Genomic DNA, 16,645 nt, shown 5'->3' with positions numbered 1-16,645 from the left:
GGGCCGCGTCTTTTTGTGTCCTTAGTGGAGTTGCTAACCGATTGCAAACCTTCGTGTTTCGAAACTTATTTTTCGGCCCTTCGGAGAAGCAAATCCAGACCCTCGGCAGCGTCCTTTTGAAGCGTTGGTAAGACGTGACGTTAGAGTCTCAGGTAGTGGTGTAAATTCTGAAGATGGATCTTGACGAAAAAGCCATCGAGTGCAATCTACTAAAAGTGACGAGCAATCAGTAGAGGAGGCACATCGATGGCTTACATGGATAAGATCGCACTTTTGGATTTGATTCGCAAGATCGGATTGGAAGAAGGGGATGTAGATTTTCTAAAGGAAGGGCTGAAAATCCTCACCCAAGCCGTGATGGATGTTGAGGTCAGTTCACTGATCGGTGCACAACGGTATGAGCGTAGTGAGAGGCGTAGTAACAGCCGCAACGGGCATCGGAGCCGGGAATGGGATACTCGCGTTGGCACAATTGACTTACAGATTCCGAAGCTTCCAAAGGACAGCTACTTCCCACCAGTATCCTGGAGCCTCGTCGGAAGGCGGAGAAGGCTCTGCTGTCCGTAGTCCAAGAAGCGTACGTGCATGGTGTGAGTACGCGTAAGGTGGATGAATTGGTTGAGTCATTGGGGAATCAGGGTATCAGCAAAAGCGAAGTCTCCCGCATCTGCAAAGAACTCGATGACGTGGTGCAGTCCTTTAAGAATCGTCCGCTAGAAGGGGCGTATCCGTATGTGTGGTTGGATGCAACGTTCCCAAAGGTTCGAGAAGGCGGAAGAGTTCAGAGTATGGCATTTGTGATTGCCATTGGCGTGCGAGGCACCGGTGAGCGTGAAGTATTGGGGTTTGATATTGGCACCAGCGAGGATGGCTCGTTTTGGCTCACATTCATCCGCAGTCTGTGGATTGTATAGTGGTCCCAGGAATCTGAACCACAGGAGCGTGTCCAATACAACAGTATCTAACGTTCAGGCAACCTCTAGCTCATCACGATTAAAAGCGACTTCCGGTGAAGACACTTCTGCGAAAACGACTGCCAGTGTGCACACTTCTGCGTCCGATCAAAAGAGGGCCGAGGCTAAAGAAGCTGTGCAAAGGTTTGACCAGATTGACAAAGAGGTTGAGTCGGATATGAACCAGTATAAGAGCATCATAACTGGCGTCTCCAACGGCAGTCTAGACCACGCGGATGCCTATAATGAACTGCAGAGTCTGCAACAAAGTACGCTTACGAACACATTCACCGACGTAGCGACCATGAGCGTTCCAAGCCACTATTCGGGTGACCAAGAAGAAGTGTCTGTTGCGGCTTCATACTTAAATAGTTCCATCGGCGAACTGAAAAATTATTTGAATGACCAACAGGTGAAAGAACTGGCTGCCGCTAAAAGTGATTTGCAAAGTGCTATCGACGGACTGAACAACGCAATGATCAGTGTAGCTGCCACAGCTATCGCAAACGGATTTGCGCCTCCATCAAATTCAACAAAGTAGATTAAACAGTAGGCCCGTCTCGTCGTCATGATTGGCTAGGAGGGCGTCGAATTTTGCTCTTCAGTTCGGTCATCATCACTCCGCAAATTTCGTAATGTGAAGGGGCGATTTAACCGTGTTATACAATTCCCCTGATAATCGCCCACTTGTCAAGGGTCTTTACAGATTGGCTAACACGTGACAAGACTCACTGAGAAGCACGTTCTATCCTTGCAAAATCTGTACCGTCGGTTCGAATCCGGCTGGAGCCTCCAAGTGAAGCGTTAGTAAAATCGCGGGTTCTCGGGATATCGAGAACCGCGATTTACTTTTCTGAGATGATCCACCAAACTGCACGAGAGGAAAACGATAGCAGGTAAAATCGACCACGGCAGGAATTCTTCGCCCAGCTTTCACCTCTACACCTACACATACCAACCGTCACAGTACACTTGCGGAAAACAGTCAAGCCGTGTGTGCTGTATTTTCATGCAAAATCGCAGCGGCGTGGATCCGACGTAAGCTCAAGATGTACTCGTGCATGAAATCCACCTTCGATGGGCTGGCTTCATGCGATGGGCTGGCTTCATGCCTCGAGGACTTTCCGCCCGTCCCTTCACAACAAACAATCCTACACGGTCGCTCTGTACAGGACTTTACCATATTCTGTAATGAACATCAGGCGAAATATCGCTGATACGACTATTGTCTCTCCGCACCTTGGTTCAACAGCACTGTGTAAAGCGGGTCTTACTTTACGCCAACTTCTCCATGTGGCACTCGGTCCGCGACGTTGAACTTACGCGTGGCATCGTGGCCCGCGTCTTCGGCAACACCGCGCCGGGCACGCACATATAACTCCCCGTTGGTTATCGTTCTGCCGAACAAGCTCCAGGATGCCATGGCCGCAAAGTTTTCGAGATATGTCCTGTTTGACCTTGAGTTGCAGGGAGATTATAATCTATAAATCCTATTGGTATTGTGGAGTTTCAGCAATAGGCTGGCTCGGTGTGGACACTCCATTTGAGCTCCTGAGAAATTCCACATGAGTAGCTATGATTGGCAAGGGGGGCTTTTACATGAAAAAGAAGAAGGTCGTATTGACCAGTTTTGCAGTTGTAGCGACGACTTCGTTGCTGCTTGCTGGCTGTGCCAACAACAGCGTAGAGCCGACAGACCAAAACTCATCCACTGGTGCTGCCAGCGTAACGTCGAACGGTGACACACTGGTCGTCGCTCAGGGTACGCCATGGAATGATGAATTTATCCCGTACATGGACGCGAGCGGATACACTGCTGCCATGACACAATTGTCGTTCGATCCGCTGTTAAACGTGAATAACAAACTTCAAGTCATTCCTTGGTTGGTGTCCAAGTATCAATACTCCAAAGATCACAAGACCATTACATGCTGGCTTCAGCCGAACGCAAAATGGTCGGACGGACAGCCGATTACGTCAAGAGACGTCTTGTTGGACATGGATTTCTTGGCTTCTCCGGCGTACAACGGATCGCAGATCCAAGGTCAATCGGAGTATCTTGTGGCGAACGTCGTGGGTGCGTCGAAAATTCTCAAGGGGCAAGCGAAATCGTTCGCTGATACAGGCGGTTTTACTATCGTGAACGACAAGGAATTTCAGGTTCACGTGAGTCAGGCGGATGCTGCGTTTCTTACGGCGGATTTGGCGAGCATTACGCCGCTGCCGTACCATGTGCTCAAAAACATACCGTTCTCGAAATGGCTGGATATGTCATACGACAAACTGCCGACAGTCGTATCAGGCGCATATATTCCTGTTTCCGCAAACTCTCAGTCTGTCGATACGTTCAAGGCAAATCCGTATTACTGGCGAGGCAAGCCGAAGATTGCCAAGGTGATACTGAAAGCAACCAGTCCAGACGTTGAACCAGCATTGATGGCGGACGGACAGATTGACTTTGCCATCAACGGCATCACCTCGAACGACAAAATTAAGATGAAGAGTGATCCCAACATCGTCGAAACCACGATGCCGAGTACCGAGTACGCGTTTTTGGGTTTGGATGACAAAAAATCGTACTTCTCGGACGTTCGTGTTCGTCAGGCTATCGCTTATGCGATAAACCGAAACGCGATCATCAAAGGTATTTTCCATAACATGGTGGTTCCGACCAACTCGCCGACGCCTGACAGTTACAGCTGGGCCAGCACGCCAGAGAGTGAGCTCAATCAGTATAAATATAACCCCAGCAAGGCAGAGCAGTTGTTGAACGCGGCGGGGTATGTGAAGAAAGGCCAATGGCGGATCGATCCGAAGACGGGTAAAACGCTTGTGCTTCACATGGCGGTGGTATCTGGCAATCCGACCGAGAGCACTGAGGCTACGGCAATTCGGCAGGATTTGCGGGCAGTTGGCCTGGATGTTGAATTGAACAACCCGATTGACTTTGACACGCTCATTTCGCAACTGCAGAACGATGCCCCTGGCATCGACATGTGGTTGATGGGCAATGAATTAGGTCCTGATCCAGATCCACGAGGGACATGGGGAACACACGATGCAGGGAACTTCTGGCATTATTCGAACCCGGAGATCGACAAGCTCATCAAAAATACTTGGGCATTGCCGTCTGACTTCACGCAAGCGGGACGAGGCAAGCAATTCCAGGCTTTCAACAAGTTTGTCAATCAACAGTTGCCGATTGTCTTCCTGTTCGATTATCTGGATGTGCAGGTTTACAACAAACGGGTCCATATTCCCAGCAAATACTTTGGTCCAATGGGCGCTTGGCCAGTTGGTCCGGACTGGACACTTTCGAACTAACTGTTACATCGGTCTTGCAAAATGCACGTTGTAGCCAATGAACTCGTTGGGGCTCTCATGCCTCGACGAGTTTTTTGTCTTTTACCGGCAGTTGGAATCGGCAGACGTCCATGTGACTGGTTCATCGCCTGAAGGTGAGCGTGCACGAAAAATGAGTATGATCGATCTCGCTGGTGGAAAACTACGGCGTATCTGTGAAATGGAGGCGAGTGAATGTCGGAGAGAACAGCACCCATCACGTCTTCAGAACTCGGCACATTGTGGATTACTTATCAGCAGAAGACGATGCTCTTGCGTATGTTGGAGTATTTTATCAAATGTGCGGAAGACGATGGTGCCAGACAGATCATGTCAGATTTATACGGGAAGATCACTTCCTATGTGAGCCGGATACAGCAGATATTCCGGCGCGAAGGCACAGTCATCCCGATTGGATTCACAGCCGAGGACGTTCATCCATCCGTTCCCAAGCTCTACGACAACGGGTTCGATATCATGCTTCTCCGTCTCGTCAAACAAATCAGTATGGGTATGCACACGCTCAATATCGGAATGTCTTATCGAGAAGACCTCGTGATACTCTACAAGGAGTTAACCGCAATTACTCAAGAATGTTACAACGCGTGCACGCAATATTTGATGCAACGAGGCTTGCTGGCTCGTTCCCCAGCGGTGTCCATGCCAACATCCATTGAATTTGTTGAAAGTACCCAATACCTGGGCGGACTGAATCCATTTGCGAAGAAAAGAAGCCTGAATACCATTGAAGTGGCGCATCTGTTTCACGCGATTGAGTCCAATGTGACGGGCATGCATCTGATCATGGGCTTTGCACAGTGTGCGAACTCTCCGGAAGTTAGGAAGTTCTTCTCGGAAGGAACCGAATTGGCGAAGTCGATCATCAAGGAACTGAGTGAAGTGTTGCTCGAATGTGGGATAGAGACGCCTTCCAGTTGGGGAGGAAACGCGACGCGATCCACGGTTGCACCGTTTTCCGATAAATTGATGATGTATTGTGTGAGTCTCTTCTGCAGTTTTTCCATGGGAGGAAACTCGCTAGGGACCGCATTCAGTTTACGGAACGATTTGTCCGCAAAGATCACGGTATTTATGAAAGATGTCTTTGAATATGCTCACGAAGGTGCGAAGTTGATGATTCGAAACGGATGGATGGAGGAACCACCACAAATGGAAGAACGGAACAAATTGATACAGGCGTGAAATGTTGATTTTCGCGATTTGAAGGAATGTTGCGAATTCCTATTGACATACTTTGCATAATACCTTAGTCTCCTGTATGTAACAGGAGTCGACTGGACGTCTAGAGACTCCCGAAGTACGTGGTTGCCGCGTACTTCGGGGGTCTTTTGTTTTGTGACGGGTCAAACTTGAGATCGATGAATCTGAAGGGGGCAAGAAGAAAACATGAAGAAATGGATGACTAGAGCGAGTCATGGAATGGCGGCATCCTTGTCCATCGCACTTTTGAGCGCGCCTATGGTGCACGCGAGTTCAACGATTACAATCACCTGGCTTCTTCCTACGGATACTGAAGTAGACGCTTATGCCCACACGGTCGCAACCCAGTATGAAAAAGAGAATCCAGGTATCAAAATCGATGTGATTACGCCTGGGAGTACCGCCTACAATGAAAAATTGTTGACGATGGTCGCTGCCGGGCAGACTCCGGACATCTTCACCGACTGGGCCAATACGGGCGTTTATACAATTATATCCCATCATTTGGCCCAAGATCTGAATCCGTTTTTTAAGGCCGACAAGATATCGAGCAGTTTTATTCCAGCGACCTACAAAAAGGAGTACACGGAGGACAACCATCTTTACGGACTTCCCTGGTTGAGCAACCCGACATTCATCGCGTACAACGAAACGCTGTTTAACAAATATCACGTTCCGCTGCCTACGACGAGTTGGACCGATAAGTCTTGGACACTGAACAAGTTGCTGGCCGACGCGAAAAAGTTGACGCATCTGACTTCCAACCCGAAGACCAGCGACTGGGGTGTGGATTTGACGCCGGGATCGATAGGGTCGTTGGGATGGTTGTGGGGTGTCGATCCGCTCAACAACAAGGGGGGCCCTACATACACTGCCGCATACCGAGGAGGGGCTTTGACCCAGACTTATGCCACCCAGCCAAAAGAAGTGGAGGCTATGCAGTGGCTGGCTGATCTAAGTTTAAAAGACCACGTCATGCCGGACCAAGGCACCTTGACAGCGATGTCAACCACCGGGAACGCGTTTTTCTCCGGACACATTGCCATCTCAGAAGTTGCGGGGTGGGTATGGCGCCAGGCGGCGCAGTTCCAACCCAAGTTCAAATGGGGTATTGTCCCCATCCCGTACGGTCCGGGTGGAGCAGACACCGCACAGCGTGAGGATAATGCCTTTTATCTCTCGTCGACCAGTAAACACGCCGACGCGGCTTTTCGCTTCATGGTCTTTGCCACGACCGGGTGGGGAGCGCAGCAGTTGGTGAAGGTGGGGAAGATCGATCCGCCGAATACCAACCCCAAATATCTTGAAGAGTGGGTGGCCGGAGTCGACAAAATTGCTGGCTTCTCTATGAAAAATAGTGTCTTTGAACAAGTGTTTGAAGGAGGCGTGAACCGAGACTTCCCAGATCCCACAAACTTGCTCAACGATTCGTCCGATTTCGGCGATCCGTTCACGCAATTGATGAGTCCGGTATGGATTGGCCGCGAATCCGCGAAACAAGGATTGCAAGCTGTCCAAAGCGCCTGGCAGCAAGTGCTTCAATAATTCGCAGTTGCGGAAGAATGGAGGAGAGATCGATATGTCAGTGACGAACGAAGAGATCGAGTTTGGCTGGTTTATCCCGACGTCCGGAGATGGACCATACATCGGTGTGCCGCCAGAGCGCGAAGCTACGCTGGATTATATGATCGATGTTGCCCAAGCTGCTGAAGCAGCAGGATTCACATTTGCACTCATTCCAACGGGGAGCACTTGTATCGATGGATGGGTTCTTGCGGGGGCCATCGTTGCAAGGACCAAAACGTTCAAGCCGTTGGTGGCCATGAGGCCGGGGTTCATATCACCCGTTTTGGCCGCAAGAATGGCGGGATCTCTCGACTATATATCGAACGGTCGGGCGCTGATCAACGTCGTGACGGGGGACAGCGCGATCGACCTGAAAGCGATGGGCGATCCGCTGCATGACAATCATGACGCCCGTTACGATCGCACCCTGGAGTTCGTTCAAGTCGTCAAGAATGTATGGGAGAAATCGATCGACAACGGCAAAAACTATTTTGCTGGCGATCGCGTCAAGTTTGAAGGGGAGTACTACCAGGTGGAGTCCGTGGCCAGTTATCCTGCCCCTGTGCAACGCCCGCATCCTCCGCTGTATTTTGGCGGCAGTTCGCCCGCAGGGAAACGCGTTGCGTCAAAAGTCGCGGATGTCTACCTGATGTGGGCTGAGCCGTTGGAGTGGATCAAAGAACAAATTCAAGAAATGGAAGACCTGCGCAGGGTCGAGAGCGAGCGCACGGGGCAAGCGAGGGCGATCCGTTACGGCCTCCGCGCGCAGGTATTGGTTCGGGAGACTGCCGAAGAAGCTTGGCAAGCGGCCCGGAATATCGTGAGTCGGGCCGATCCCGCCAGTTACGCGATGGCCAAGTCGTACCATAACAAGACGGACGCGACCAACCAGAAACGGCAGAATCAGCTGCGCGACATGTCGGAGCAGACGGATGGCATTGTCGGACCGAATTTGTGGGCGGGACTTTCGGCCATACGCGGAGGCGGGGCGCTGATGTTTGTCGGCACACCGGATGAAGTGGCGGATCGGTTGATTGAATTTGTCGACATTGGCATATCGGCTTTCATCCTGTCCAGCTATCCACATTTGGAGGAGGTCACAACGACGGGTCAATTGCTTCTGCCGGTATTCGAAGATAAGATTCGCCAACGTGCCGCCAGGGTGTCTGGGTCTCTGCGGTAAGCAGAAATTCACATTGACATACTTGGTTTTCGTGTTACACTGCGTCTTAGTTGAATATGTTGGGTCGACCGGACAACTGGAGGCTCTCAAATGCTCACGCATGTGGGCATTTGGGCGCCTCTTTTTGTCGTGGGTACATACTTGGAAAGGGATGTTGATCAAGATGAAAACCTCCGTCAGGGCGATACTGGTTTCAACTGCCGGAATGCTTTCAGCTGGACTTGTTGTCCCGTTTGGAACGATCACGGCTCAAGCCGCCACAACGACGACTTTGACCTGGATGCTGCCAGAAGACCCTTTGATTGATAGTTGGGGGAACGCTGTCGTCAAAGGATTTGAAAAGGCGCACCCAGGTGTTACCATCAAGCTGATCACGCCAGGCAGTACGGCGTACGGACAAAAACTGCTCACGCTTGTCGCCTCGAATCAAACTCCGGATGTGTTCACCGATTGGCAGAATACTGGGGTCTATACCATTACGAGTCACAATTTGGCGCTCAACTTGACACCCTACTTGAAAGCAGCAGGCGACTTGACCAAGATTCCTGCCAGTTACAAGACGGAGTTCTCCTATCAAGGAGAAGTCGTCGGCGTTCCGTGGAACAGCAATCCAAATTTCATTGTCTATAACGTCGATCTCTTTAAAAAGTACAAAGTGCCCCTGCCACCAACGAATTGGAGCGACAAGTCATGGAATCTGACAACGGTGCTCAATGACGCCAAAAAACTGTCCCACAACGTGTCCAATCCGAAAACGGCCGTCTGGGGGGCGTTGTTTAGTCCAAGCTCGTTTGCGTTTGGTTCGTTCGCTTGGCTATGGGGGGCTGACCCATTCAACGACAAGGGAGGGCCGCAAGATTCAAGCGCGTACAAAGGCACACCTGTGACAGCGACCTATGCCACGACTTCAGGCATGGTTCAATCGACCACTTGGCTCGCGAACCTGATGAACAAATATCATGTGTCGCCGTCGATGGGTCAGCAAACCGCGATGTCTGCGCTCGGCAATCCGTTCTTTACCGGAAAGATTGGGATGGATGTTGTGGCAGGCGGTTGGTTGGAGCGACAGGCTGCTGTGGCGAAACCAACGTTCAAATGGGCGATCGCTCCATTCCCATACGGGCCAAAAGGTGTGGATACCGCGCAGCGAGAGGACAACGCGTTTTATGTGTCGAGATCGAGCGCCAACCCGAAACTGGCAGCCGAGCTGCTTGAATATGCGATATTTGGTCCCGGACAGCAGGAGCTCATCACACTGGCGAAAGACAATCCTCCGTTAGGAAACGCGGCTGATTTCAAGAAATGGGAGAACGAGGTGTTTAGTATTCCGGGAATCGATATGAGTCGCACTGCATTCACGAACGTGTTTGAAGGCGGCCTGAAGAAAGATATTCCCGATCCATCCAACCTGATCAACGATTCTACGGACTTCGCCAATGCCTATACACAGGTGATGGCGCCTGTTTGGAACGGTCAGGAGAGCGCCACCAAGGGACTGCAAAATCTGCAAAACGCGTGGCAACAGTATCTTCAGCCGTAACCCGCTTGGAGCTCGCGCAGAATTGTAAACAACATGAATCGGGATAGGCGGCTGTGACCGCCTATCCTGTGAGGTAGGTGATGAGAGTGGGAATGTCGGTCGAAACTGGCGTTAGACCAGTCAGCCGAAAAAGGGTACGAGCGGGCTTGCAGCGGAGATTGGAGGCGCGGTGGTTTCTCCTCTTCATTTCTCCGTGGTTGGTTGGATTTGCCGTTCTGACGGTTTATCCGATGATTGCATCCGCGTACTACAGTTTGACCAACTACAGCGTGCTGTCTCCTCCCACATTTATTGGATTCCAAAACTACACATTTCTCTTCCACAGCCCATTGTTTTGGACGTCTGTTCGGGTCACTGTGATTTATGCAATCGCAACAGTTGTCATTCAACTGGTGCTCGGACTCTTGGTCGCCATGCTCTTGAACCTCCGAATTCCAGGCATGAAAGTGTTGCGAACTCTGTACTATATCCCCAATGTCCTACCTATGGCGGCGACGTCGATGTTGTGGATGTTCTTGTTCGTTCCGCGGACCGGTGTTCTCGATGCCGCACTGCATCAACTGTTTGGCATCAATGGTCCGCAATGGTTGAGCGATCCGCGTTGGGCGCTGAGCGGTCTCATCATCATGAGTGTTTGGAGCATCGGATCGTCGATGCTGATTTTCCTCGCCGGGTTGCAGTCGATTCCGGATGAACTGTACGAGGCAGCGGATATCGATGGAGCGAGATTGTTCACGAAGCTTCGGCACATCACGCTCCCGATGCTTTCGCCGCAAATCCTGTTGAATCTGATTCTCGGTCTCATCGGCGCGTTTCAAACGTTTGTGCAAGCGTACATGATGACGGACGGCGGTCCGGACTACGCTACATATCTGTACTCGCTGTCAATCTACCAAAACGCGTTTCAATCGTTCCATATGGGGATGGCGTCTGCGGAAGCGTGGATTATGTTCCTTGTCATTCTCGCCCTCACCGCGGCCATCTTTAAAACATCCGCTCGGTGGGTCTATTACGGGGGAGGTACGGAGTCATGAGAGGGAATCCGGCGATCTCTGCGCGAAAACCGATTGCGCGGTGGGTCATGATCCTTGTGACTGTCGTTGGCGCCTTGATTATGGTCTTCCCGGCCATCTGGATGCTGTCGGCATCCCTGCAGAGCAACAATCAGATTTCGCAATATCCGCCAAGCTTGATGCCGCATCCATTCACGCTCGAAGGATACTTGAAGGGACTAACGGTCCTGCCGTTTGTTCGTTATTTCTTCAATACCGCGTGTATCGCAGTTCTATCGTCGATCGGCGGCGTCCTGTCTTCGTCTTTGGCTGGCTTCGCATTTGCCAGGCTGCGGTTTCGCGGGAAGAACATCCTGTTTGTCTGCGTATTGAGTGGGTTGATGATCCCCTATGCTGTGGTGATGATCCCACAGTATCTATTATTTAAGCACCTAGGTTGGATCGATACCTACTATCCGCTGATTGTTCCTGCCTGGTTTGGGCTGCCGTTTCTCATTTTTCTCTTCCGGCAGTTTTTTGCGGGTATACCCAACGAATTGTTTGAAGCGGCCCGAATCGACGGTTGCGGATTTCCTGGATTGTACTGGAGAATTGCCATGCCGCTCGCCAAACCAGCTGTCGCGACCGCGTTTATCTTTCATTTTCAGGCGGCCTGGAACGATTTTCTCGGCCCGCTGATTTACATCAACAGCAATTCCAAGTACACCTTGTCTCTCGGATTATCCGCCTTCACCAGCAGTTGCGACTGCACGCCTTGGAATCAGTTGATGGGCGTGTCGACCATCGTCGCCCTGGTTCCTATTTTGGTCTTCTTTTTCGCGCAGAAATACGTGCTGAGAGGAATCGTGCTGACTTCGAAATAGTGCTCGAACGGCACTCCTATCAATCTCGCTGAGGTGATCATGATGAGGATGTTGGTTTTCGATTTGGATTCTGTGCGCCCCGATCATTTGGGATGCTATGGGTATCATCGAAATACGTCGCCGCATATCGACGAAATTGCCGCACAGGGTGTGCGCTTTGAAAACTACTACACTTCGGACGCGCCGTGTTTCCCTTCGAGAACCGCTCTGATGACGGGGCGTTTTGGCATTCACAACGGGGTGGTGGGCCACGGCGGAACGGCTGCAGACGTTCGCCACGACGGGGTGGATCGAGGGTTCAAAGATACGCTCGCGTTCCAGAGTCTGCCCGCATTTTTACGACGAGTCGGTTTTAAGACGGTATTGGTGAGTCCGTTTGCGGAACGGCACTCGTCATGGACGTTCTACGCTGGATTCAACGAGATTTACAATACCGGCCGAAGCGGTATGGAGTCTGCCGAGGAAGTGACGCCGACCGTCCTCAAGTGGATTGATGACAACGCGATAAAGGACAATTGGTGCCTCTATGTCAACTACTGGGACGCGCATACGCCTTATCGCGTGCCTCTTGAATATGGGAACCCATTTGAGAACGATCCGCTGCCGGAATGGCTGACGGAGCAGGTGCTCCAATCGCACCTCAATTCCTATGGTCCGCATGGCCCACATGAAATCAACATGTATGACAACCAGGAGCATCCGCAGTACCCAAGGCACCCGGGAGAGATTCTCGGTAGGGAAGGGCTGCGGAGAATGATTGACGGGTACGACTGCGGCATCCGTTATGTGGACGATCAAATCGGCACCATTCTCGCCGCTCTCAGGTCAAAAGGGGTACTCGACGACGTGATCGTCGTGATCACGGCCGATCACGGCGAGAACCAAGGTGAACTCGGCATTTATGGCGAGCACGGAACGGCGGATCAAGCGACATGCAGGATTCCGATGGTCGTTCGCTGGCCTGGCCAAGCTCGCGGGCACGTGGACGAGGGTCTCCACTACCACTTAGACCTTGGTCCGACGTTGGCGGAGATGTTCGGCGTTGCTCCCGCACCGTCGTGGGATGGAAAAAGCTACGCGCCGGTCTTGCGCAATGCCGACGAGAGTGGTCGCGATTTCTTGGTCATTTCTCAATGTGCGCACGTTTGCCAGCGAAGCGTCCGCTTCGACCGTTGGTTGTACGTGCGAACCTACCACGATGGATTTCATCCGTTCCCCAAGGAGATGTTGTTTAATCTGGCCGACGACCCTTTTGAACAACACAACCTGGCCGAATCACGCCGCGATATCTGCCAAGAGGCAGTCTATTACCTGAATCAATGGCACGATGACATGATGTTCTCCATGAAACACGATGTCGATCCGCTGTGGACAGTGATTCACGAAGGCGGACCCCATCACGCCCGTCCGGAACATGCGCGATCGTATGTCGAATTTTTGCGCCAAACGGGACGTGAATGGGCGGCGGAGGACTTGATGGCGAGACACCCAGAGGCGTTTCCGGTTGATGAAGCAACAGGCAGAGTCCGATGATTGTGCCCCAATCAAGGGGCCATGCGGCGTGTAAGGAGTGGCGTATATGCGCACCGGGTACCGTATACGTACGGTTGGATTCGTCGTCGTGCTGGCGGTAGGCTTCATTGTTCTTGGATGGCGATCCGTTTCCGAATTGGTGGGGGTTGCCCGAACTTCCAGTTCGGCCAATCTTCCGTTTCGAAATGAACTCACGTTGGACAGGGTTCAGCCTGTTTCCACATTTGATCCAACGCAAGCGAATCCGGCGATCTACGATCACGTCGCCGTATACGACGCGTCGGGGCGCAAAATAACCCTCGACGCGTCGAAGGATCCTTTGTTGTTCGAGGCGTATTGGTGTCCACATTGCCAGCGGACACTTGTCCTGTTGAACCGGAACTGGAGCAAGTTGGTGCAAAAACCGCTGATCGTCAGTATGGGATTTAAGCCGGGTACCACGTTGAACGAGGCTGTTCACCTCGAGCAGCAGGAGTTGCAGGCATTTCACTTGAAGTCGTTTCAAGTCTATTATTTGCTCGATCCCAATCAGTCCAAGTATGTTCCATACACCTATCCGACCTTGGTGATCAACCGTGATAACAGCTTGGACATGTTGCACGGGGAACACACTCTGCCCGTTTGGCTGAAGGCGTTCAGTGGGACGTAAAGTAAGCGAATTTTTACAATTGCCCTGTGTGGAGCAGAGAGGAGTGTTACTGTGGAAAATCAGTGCCCTTGCTGTATGCCAGGCAAGCCGTATTTGGTCGAGACAAATGAACCTGTGGCGCGAGCCCCGATTCCGCGTTCATCTCAGCGGATCGACGATCATTACGAAGGCATGGTTCTCATTCCATCCGGTGAGTTTTGGATGGGCGCGGAGGATGGAGAAGGCTTCCCGAGGGATGGGGAGGGGCCTGTTCGGAAAGTCGCTGTGAAGTCGTTTTATATCGATGCATGCGCCGTGACAAATCGCGAATTTCTGCAGTTTGTCGAGGACACGGGCTATCAAACGGAGGCGGAACGGTTCGGATGGTCGTTCGTGTTCTATCAGTTTGTCTCATCCGGGGTGTCAAAGCGCGTGAGCCAAGTCGTTCAGAATGCTCCTTGGTGGTGGCGCGTGGACGGAGCAGATTGGCGGCATCCAGACGGGCCGGACTCCGACATCGCGAATCGAATGGACCATCCAGTGGTTCACGTATCCTGGAATGACGCGATGGCCTATTGCAACTGGGCAGGCAAGCGGCTGCCGACAGAAGCGGAATGGGAATACGCCGCCAGGGGCGGACTGGAGCGGCGGAAGTTTGCCTGGGGAAACGAATTGACGCCAAACGGAGAGCATATGTGCAACATTTGGCAAGGTGAGTTTCCTCAAACGAACGACGGATCGGATGGGTACCTTGGAACAGCGCCCGCAAAATCGTTCCAGCCCAATGGCTATGGGCTGTACAACGTCTGCGGAAACGTATGGGAATGGTGCGCCGACTGGTTTAGCGCAACATTTCACGTCCATGGGCCTAGGGAGAATCCGACAGGGCCCGATCACGGCGTCGCGAGAGTGACGAAGGGCGGATCCCATCTGTGCCATCACTCATATTGCAATCGATATCGCGTGGCGGCACGCAGTTCCAATACTCCGGACAGCAGCACGGGAAATATTGGCTTTCGCTGCGTGAAGGACATCTAGATGAAGGCATCTGGCCTCACGTAGGTTGGACCTGGATGATCGAGGTGGATGGGTCGGTTACGCCGCGCGAGCAGTTCATTCGCGATAGCGTTGCTGCGACCACGGATCCCCATGCGGATGGTATCCGCGTTGTTCCCAAAAACCCGGCTTGTACTCGGCCAAGAATTCGACGCCCGTTACCCATTTCGCGCTTTTCCAGAAATACAGGTGCGGAACAATGAGACGGACAGGAAAGCCATGCTCTGGCGACAGAGTCTCGCCGTTGTGTTTGAAAGCGAGCATAACACCTTCGCGCAATAAATCATCGATGTTCAGGCTGACTGAATATCCGTTTTCAGCGTGAACGAGTGCGAAATTGGCTTCAGGAAGAACGTCGACGATCGACATCACAGTGTGAAATGCAACGCCTTCCCAGTGATTGTCGGCGTATGTCCAAGTGGTGACACAATGAGCGTCGCTTGTTGTGTCGTACCGGGGCAGTTGAATCAGTTCATCCCAAGTCAGGGATTTTTCTTGGTCCACCATTCCAAAGATGCGAAAACGCCACGAATGGAGATCGACGGTGGGGATCGGCCCGGTATGAATCGCTGGGAACTTGTTCGTTTGAACTTGTCCAGGTGGCAGTGCGCCGCGTGTTTTCGACATGTAGATACGCCTCGCGATATCATCAACGTTCAACTGCACTCAATGCGTCAATGGTATTCTACCTTAGGCAGTTGACGAGCAAAAGTTTGTGCCGGTTGCTGATCGACATGTATTGGCTGATTGGTCGGCTCGTGGTGATCTGTACCCACGTACTCCACGTAGCGCCACGATCCTTTTTTGACGATACGCGTCACTCCACCCATTTCTTCCTCTTGCTTCTCGACGCGTCGTTCGAGCAAAGGAACGCCGCCGATTAACGCCAGTCCCAGAATGAAGAGCTTCGCGAAAACGATGAAATACATATAGAGAGGTGCGCTCATCTTTATCCAGCCCCTTCGTGTAAAGGTCATTTCCTACACTTTCAGGGTAGACCTCGGGGATGGCTGCGATAACTCTCCACCTGGGTAGGTATTGTGGATAACCTGTGACCCGATTTCAATCAATGTGTGAACTTGCCGACCAGTTCCACGCGGTTTTTGACATGCAGCTTACGGAAGACATTTTTGATGTGGAATTTGACCGTGTTTGATGATATTCCCATCGACTGCGCGATTTCCTGGTTGGTCGCTCCGGTAAGCAAATAGTGGAGCACCTCCAGTTCGCGAGGGGTGAAGGCCATGGAGCTGTCGACTTTCTTCGGTTCGTGCACTACAGGTTCGGACACCGACGCTTCATCGGAAGATGACGTCGCACTGAAGACTTTGAGAACTGCCGCTGTCAACGTGTTAATGATTCGAAAAGGATTCTGATCTTGCATCTGCTCTTCGATCGTGGGGCTGATATCGACGATAATCTCTTTTTTGATCGATTCGCTTTCGTTTTCCACCACAAATTGGAGGATGAGTTGAACTTTTTGACTTGGTCCTTGGGATGCGCGTTCTGCATCATCGTCGGGCATCTACATTCCTCCAGGCATTAGCCAGTCGCATCAGATCGCTTCGTTTGTGGGTTGCATACCATGTATGTACACCATACGACGTTCATGGTCCAGCGATGATAGGTATAACCTACACAACCTATCTGAATGCCGTCTGAAACGAATCGGGGAGCCTATCATGGATTGATTTACCAGTGCAATTTTGCTCTTCATCTGTATACATTTTAGCTTGGATGGTATTTG

At 51.7% G+C, this 16,645-nt stretch carries 14 protein-coding genes and 1 pseudogene; 12 read left to right on the top strand and 3 right to left on the bottom strand.

Features of this window, described 5'->3' with window-relative positions; translation table 11 throughout:
- Positions 1 to 246: 246 nt before the first annotated feature.
- The 12 genes and pseudogenes from AAC01S_RS18735 (at position 247) to AAC01S_RS07240 (ending at position 14,880) form a co-directional block, all read left to right on the top strand.
- Positions 247 to 914 (top strand): annotated as a pseudogene (locus AAC01S_RS18735) (IS256 family transposase).
- Positions 915 to 942: 28 nt separating this feature from the next.
- The gene (locus tag AAC01S_RS07290; protein ID WP_157071089.1) at positions 943 to 1,494 is read left to right on the top strand and encodes a hypothetical protein; all 552 of its coding nucleotides are present in this window, start codon (positions 943 to 945) and stop codon (positions 1,492 to 1,494) included.
- Positions 1,495 to 2,552: 1,058 nt separating this feature from the next.
- Entirely contained in the window at positions 2,553 to 4,277 is a 1,725-nt protein-coding gene (locus AAC01S_RS07285; protein WP_067621010.1) for an ABC transporter substrate-binding protein, read from the top strand.
- A 213-nt stretch (positions 4,278 to 4,490) separates the two neighbouring features.
- Complete coding sequence (locus AAC01S_RS07280) at positions 4,491 to 5,498, top strand: DUF3231 family protein (RefSeq protein ID WP_067621009.1); 1,008 nt, start codon at positions 4,491 to 4,493, stop codon at positions 5,496 to 5,498.
- A 204-nt stretch (positions 5,499 to 5,702) separates the two neighbouring features.
- Entirely contained in the window at positions 5,703 to 7,061 is a 1,359-nt protein-coding gene (locus AAC01S_RS07275) for an ABC transporter substrate-binding protein (RefSeq protein ID WP_067621004.1), read from the top strand.
- A 34-nt stretch (positions 7,062 to 7,095) separates the two neighbouring features.
- Complete coding sequence (locus AAC01S_RS07270) at positions 7,096 to 8,265, top strand: LLM class flavin-dependent oxidoreductase (RefSeq protein WP_067621003.1); 1,170 nt, start codon at positions 7,096 to 7,098, stop codon at positions 8,263 to 8,265.
- Positions 8,266 to 8,428: 163 nt separating this feature from the next.
- Complete coding sequence (locus AAC01S_RS07265; protein ID WP_169794024.1) at positions 8,429 to 9,805, top strand: extracellular solute-binding protein; 1,377 nt, start codon at positions 8,429 to 8,431, stop codon at positions 9,803 to 9,805.
- A gap of 80 nt (positions 9,806 to 9,885) precedes the next feature.
- On the top strand, positions 9,886 to 10,839 hold the full coding sequence (locus AAC01S_RS07260; RefSeq protein WP_245630116.1) for a carbohydrate ABC transporter permease: 954 nt from the start codon (positions 9,886 to 9,888) through the stop codon (positions 10,837 to 10,839).
- The gene (locus tag AAC01S_RS07255) at positions 10,836 to 11,681 is read left to right on the top strand and encodes a carbohydrate ABC transporter permease (RefSeq protein WP_067621000.1); all 846 of its coding nucleotides are present in this window, start codon (positions 10,836 to 10,838) and stop codon (positions 11,679 to 11,681) included. Before AAC01S_RS07260 ends, AAC01S_RS07255 begins: the two co-directional genes overlap by 4 nt.
- Before the next feature lie 42 nt (positions 11,682 to 11,723).
- Positions 11,724 to 13,214 carry a sulfatase family protein gene (locus tag AAC01S_RS07250; protein WP_067620998.1) on the top strand — a complete coding sequence of 497 codons (1,491 nt, stop codon included), beginning with the start codon at positions 11,724 to 11,726 and terminating at the stop codon, positions 13,212 to 13,214.
- 46 nt (positions 13,215 to 13,260) lie between these two features.
- Positions 13,261 to 13,863: a thioredoxin domain-containing protein gene (locus AAC01S_RS07245; RefSeq protein WP_067620996.1), complete on the top strand. Its 603-nt coding sequence runs from the start codon at positions 13,261 to 13,263 to the stop codon at positions 13,861 to 13,863.
- Between the two features lie 75 nt (positions 13,864 to 13,938).
- The gene (locus AAC01S_RS07240) at positions 13,939 to 14,880 is read left to right on the top strand and encodes a formylglycine-generating enzyme family protein (protein ID WP_083511598.1); all 942 of its coding nucleotides are present in this window, start codon (positions 13,939 to 13,941) and stop codon (positions 14,878 to 14,880) included.
- Positions 14,881 to 14,955: 75 nt separating this feature from the next.
- On the opposite strand, the gene AAC01S_RS07235 is transcribed toward AAC01S_RS07240, so the two are convergent.
- The 3 genes from AAC01S_RS07235 to AAC01S_RS07225 all read right to left on the bottom strand — a co-directional run bounded on the left by AAC01S_RS07235 (position 14,956) and on the right by AAC01S_RS07225 (position 16,423).
- Positions 14,956 to 15,525 carry a sulfite oxidase-like oxidoreductase gene (locus AAC01S_RS07235; RefSeq protein WP_067620994.1) on the bottom strand — a complete coding sequence of 190 codons (570 nt, stop codon included), beginning with the start codon at positions 15,523 to 15,525 and terminating at the stop codon, positions 14,956 to 14,958.
- Between the two features lie 47 nt (positions 15,526 to 15,572).
- Positions 15,573 to 15,845 carry a hypothetical protein gene (locus AAC01S_RS07230; RefSeq protein ID WP_067620993.1) on the bottom strand — a complete coding sequence of 91 codons (273 nt, stop codon included), beginning with the start codon at positions 15,843 to 15,845 and terminating at the stop codon, positions 15,573 to 15,575.
- Positions 15,846 to 15,964: 119 nt separating this feature from the next.
- The gene (locus tag AAC01S_RS07225) at positions 15,965 to 16,423 is read right to left on the bottom strand and encodes a response regulator transcription factor (RefSeq protein ID WP_067620992.1); all 459 of its coding nucleotides are present in this window, start codon (positions 16,421 to 16,423) and stop codon (positions 15,965 to 15,967) included.
- Positions 16,424 to 16,645: the final 222 nt, after the last annotated feature.

Source organism: Alicyclobacillus acidiphilus NBRC 100859 (assembly GCF_001544355.1).
GTDB lineage: Bacteria > Bacillota > Bacilli > Alicyclobacillales > Alicyclobacillaceae > Alicyclobacillus > Alicyclobacillus acidiphilus.
The sequence above is the reverse complement of the archived record's forward strand: the minus strand, read 5'-3'. Positions and strand labels throughout refer to the sequence as shown.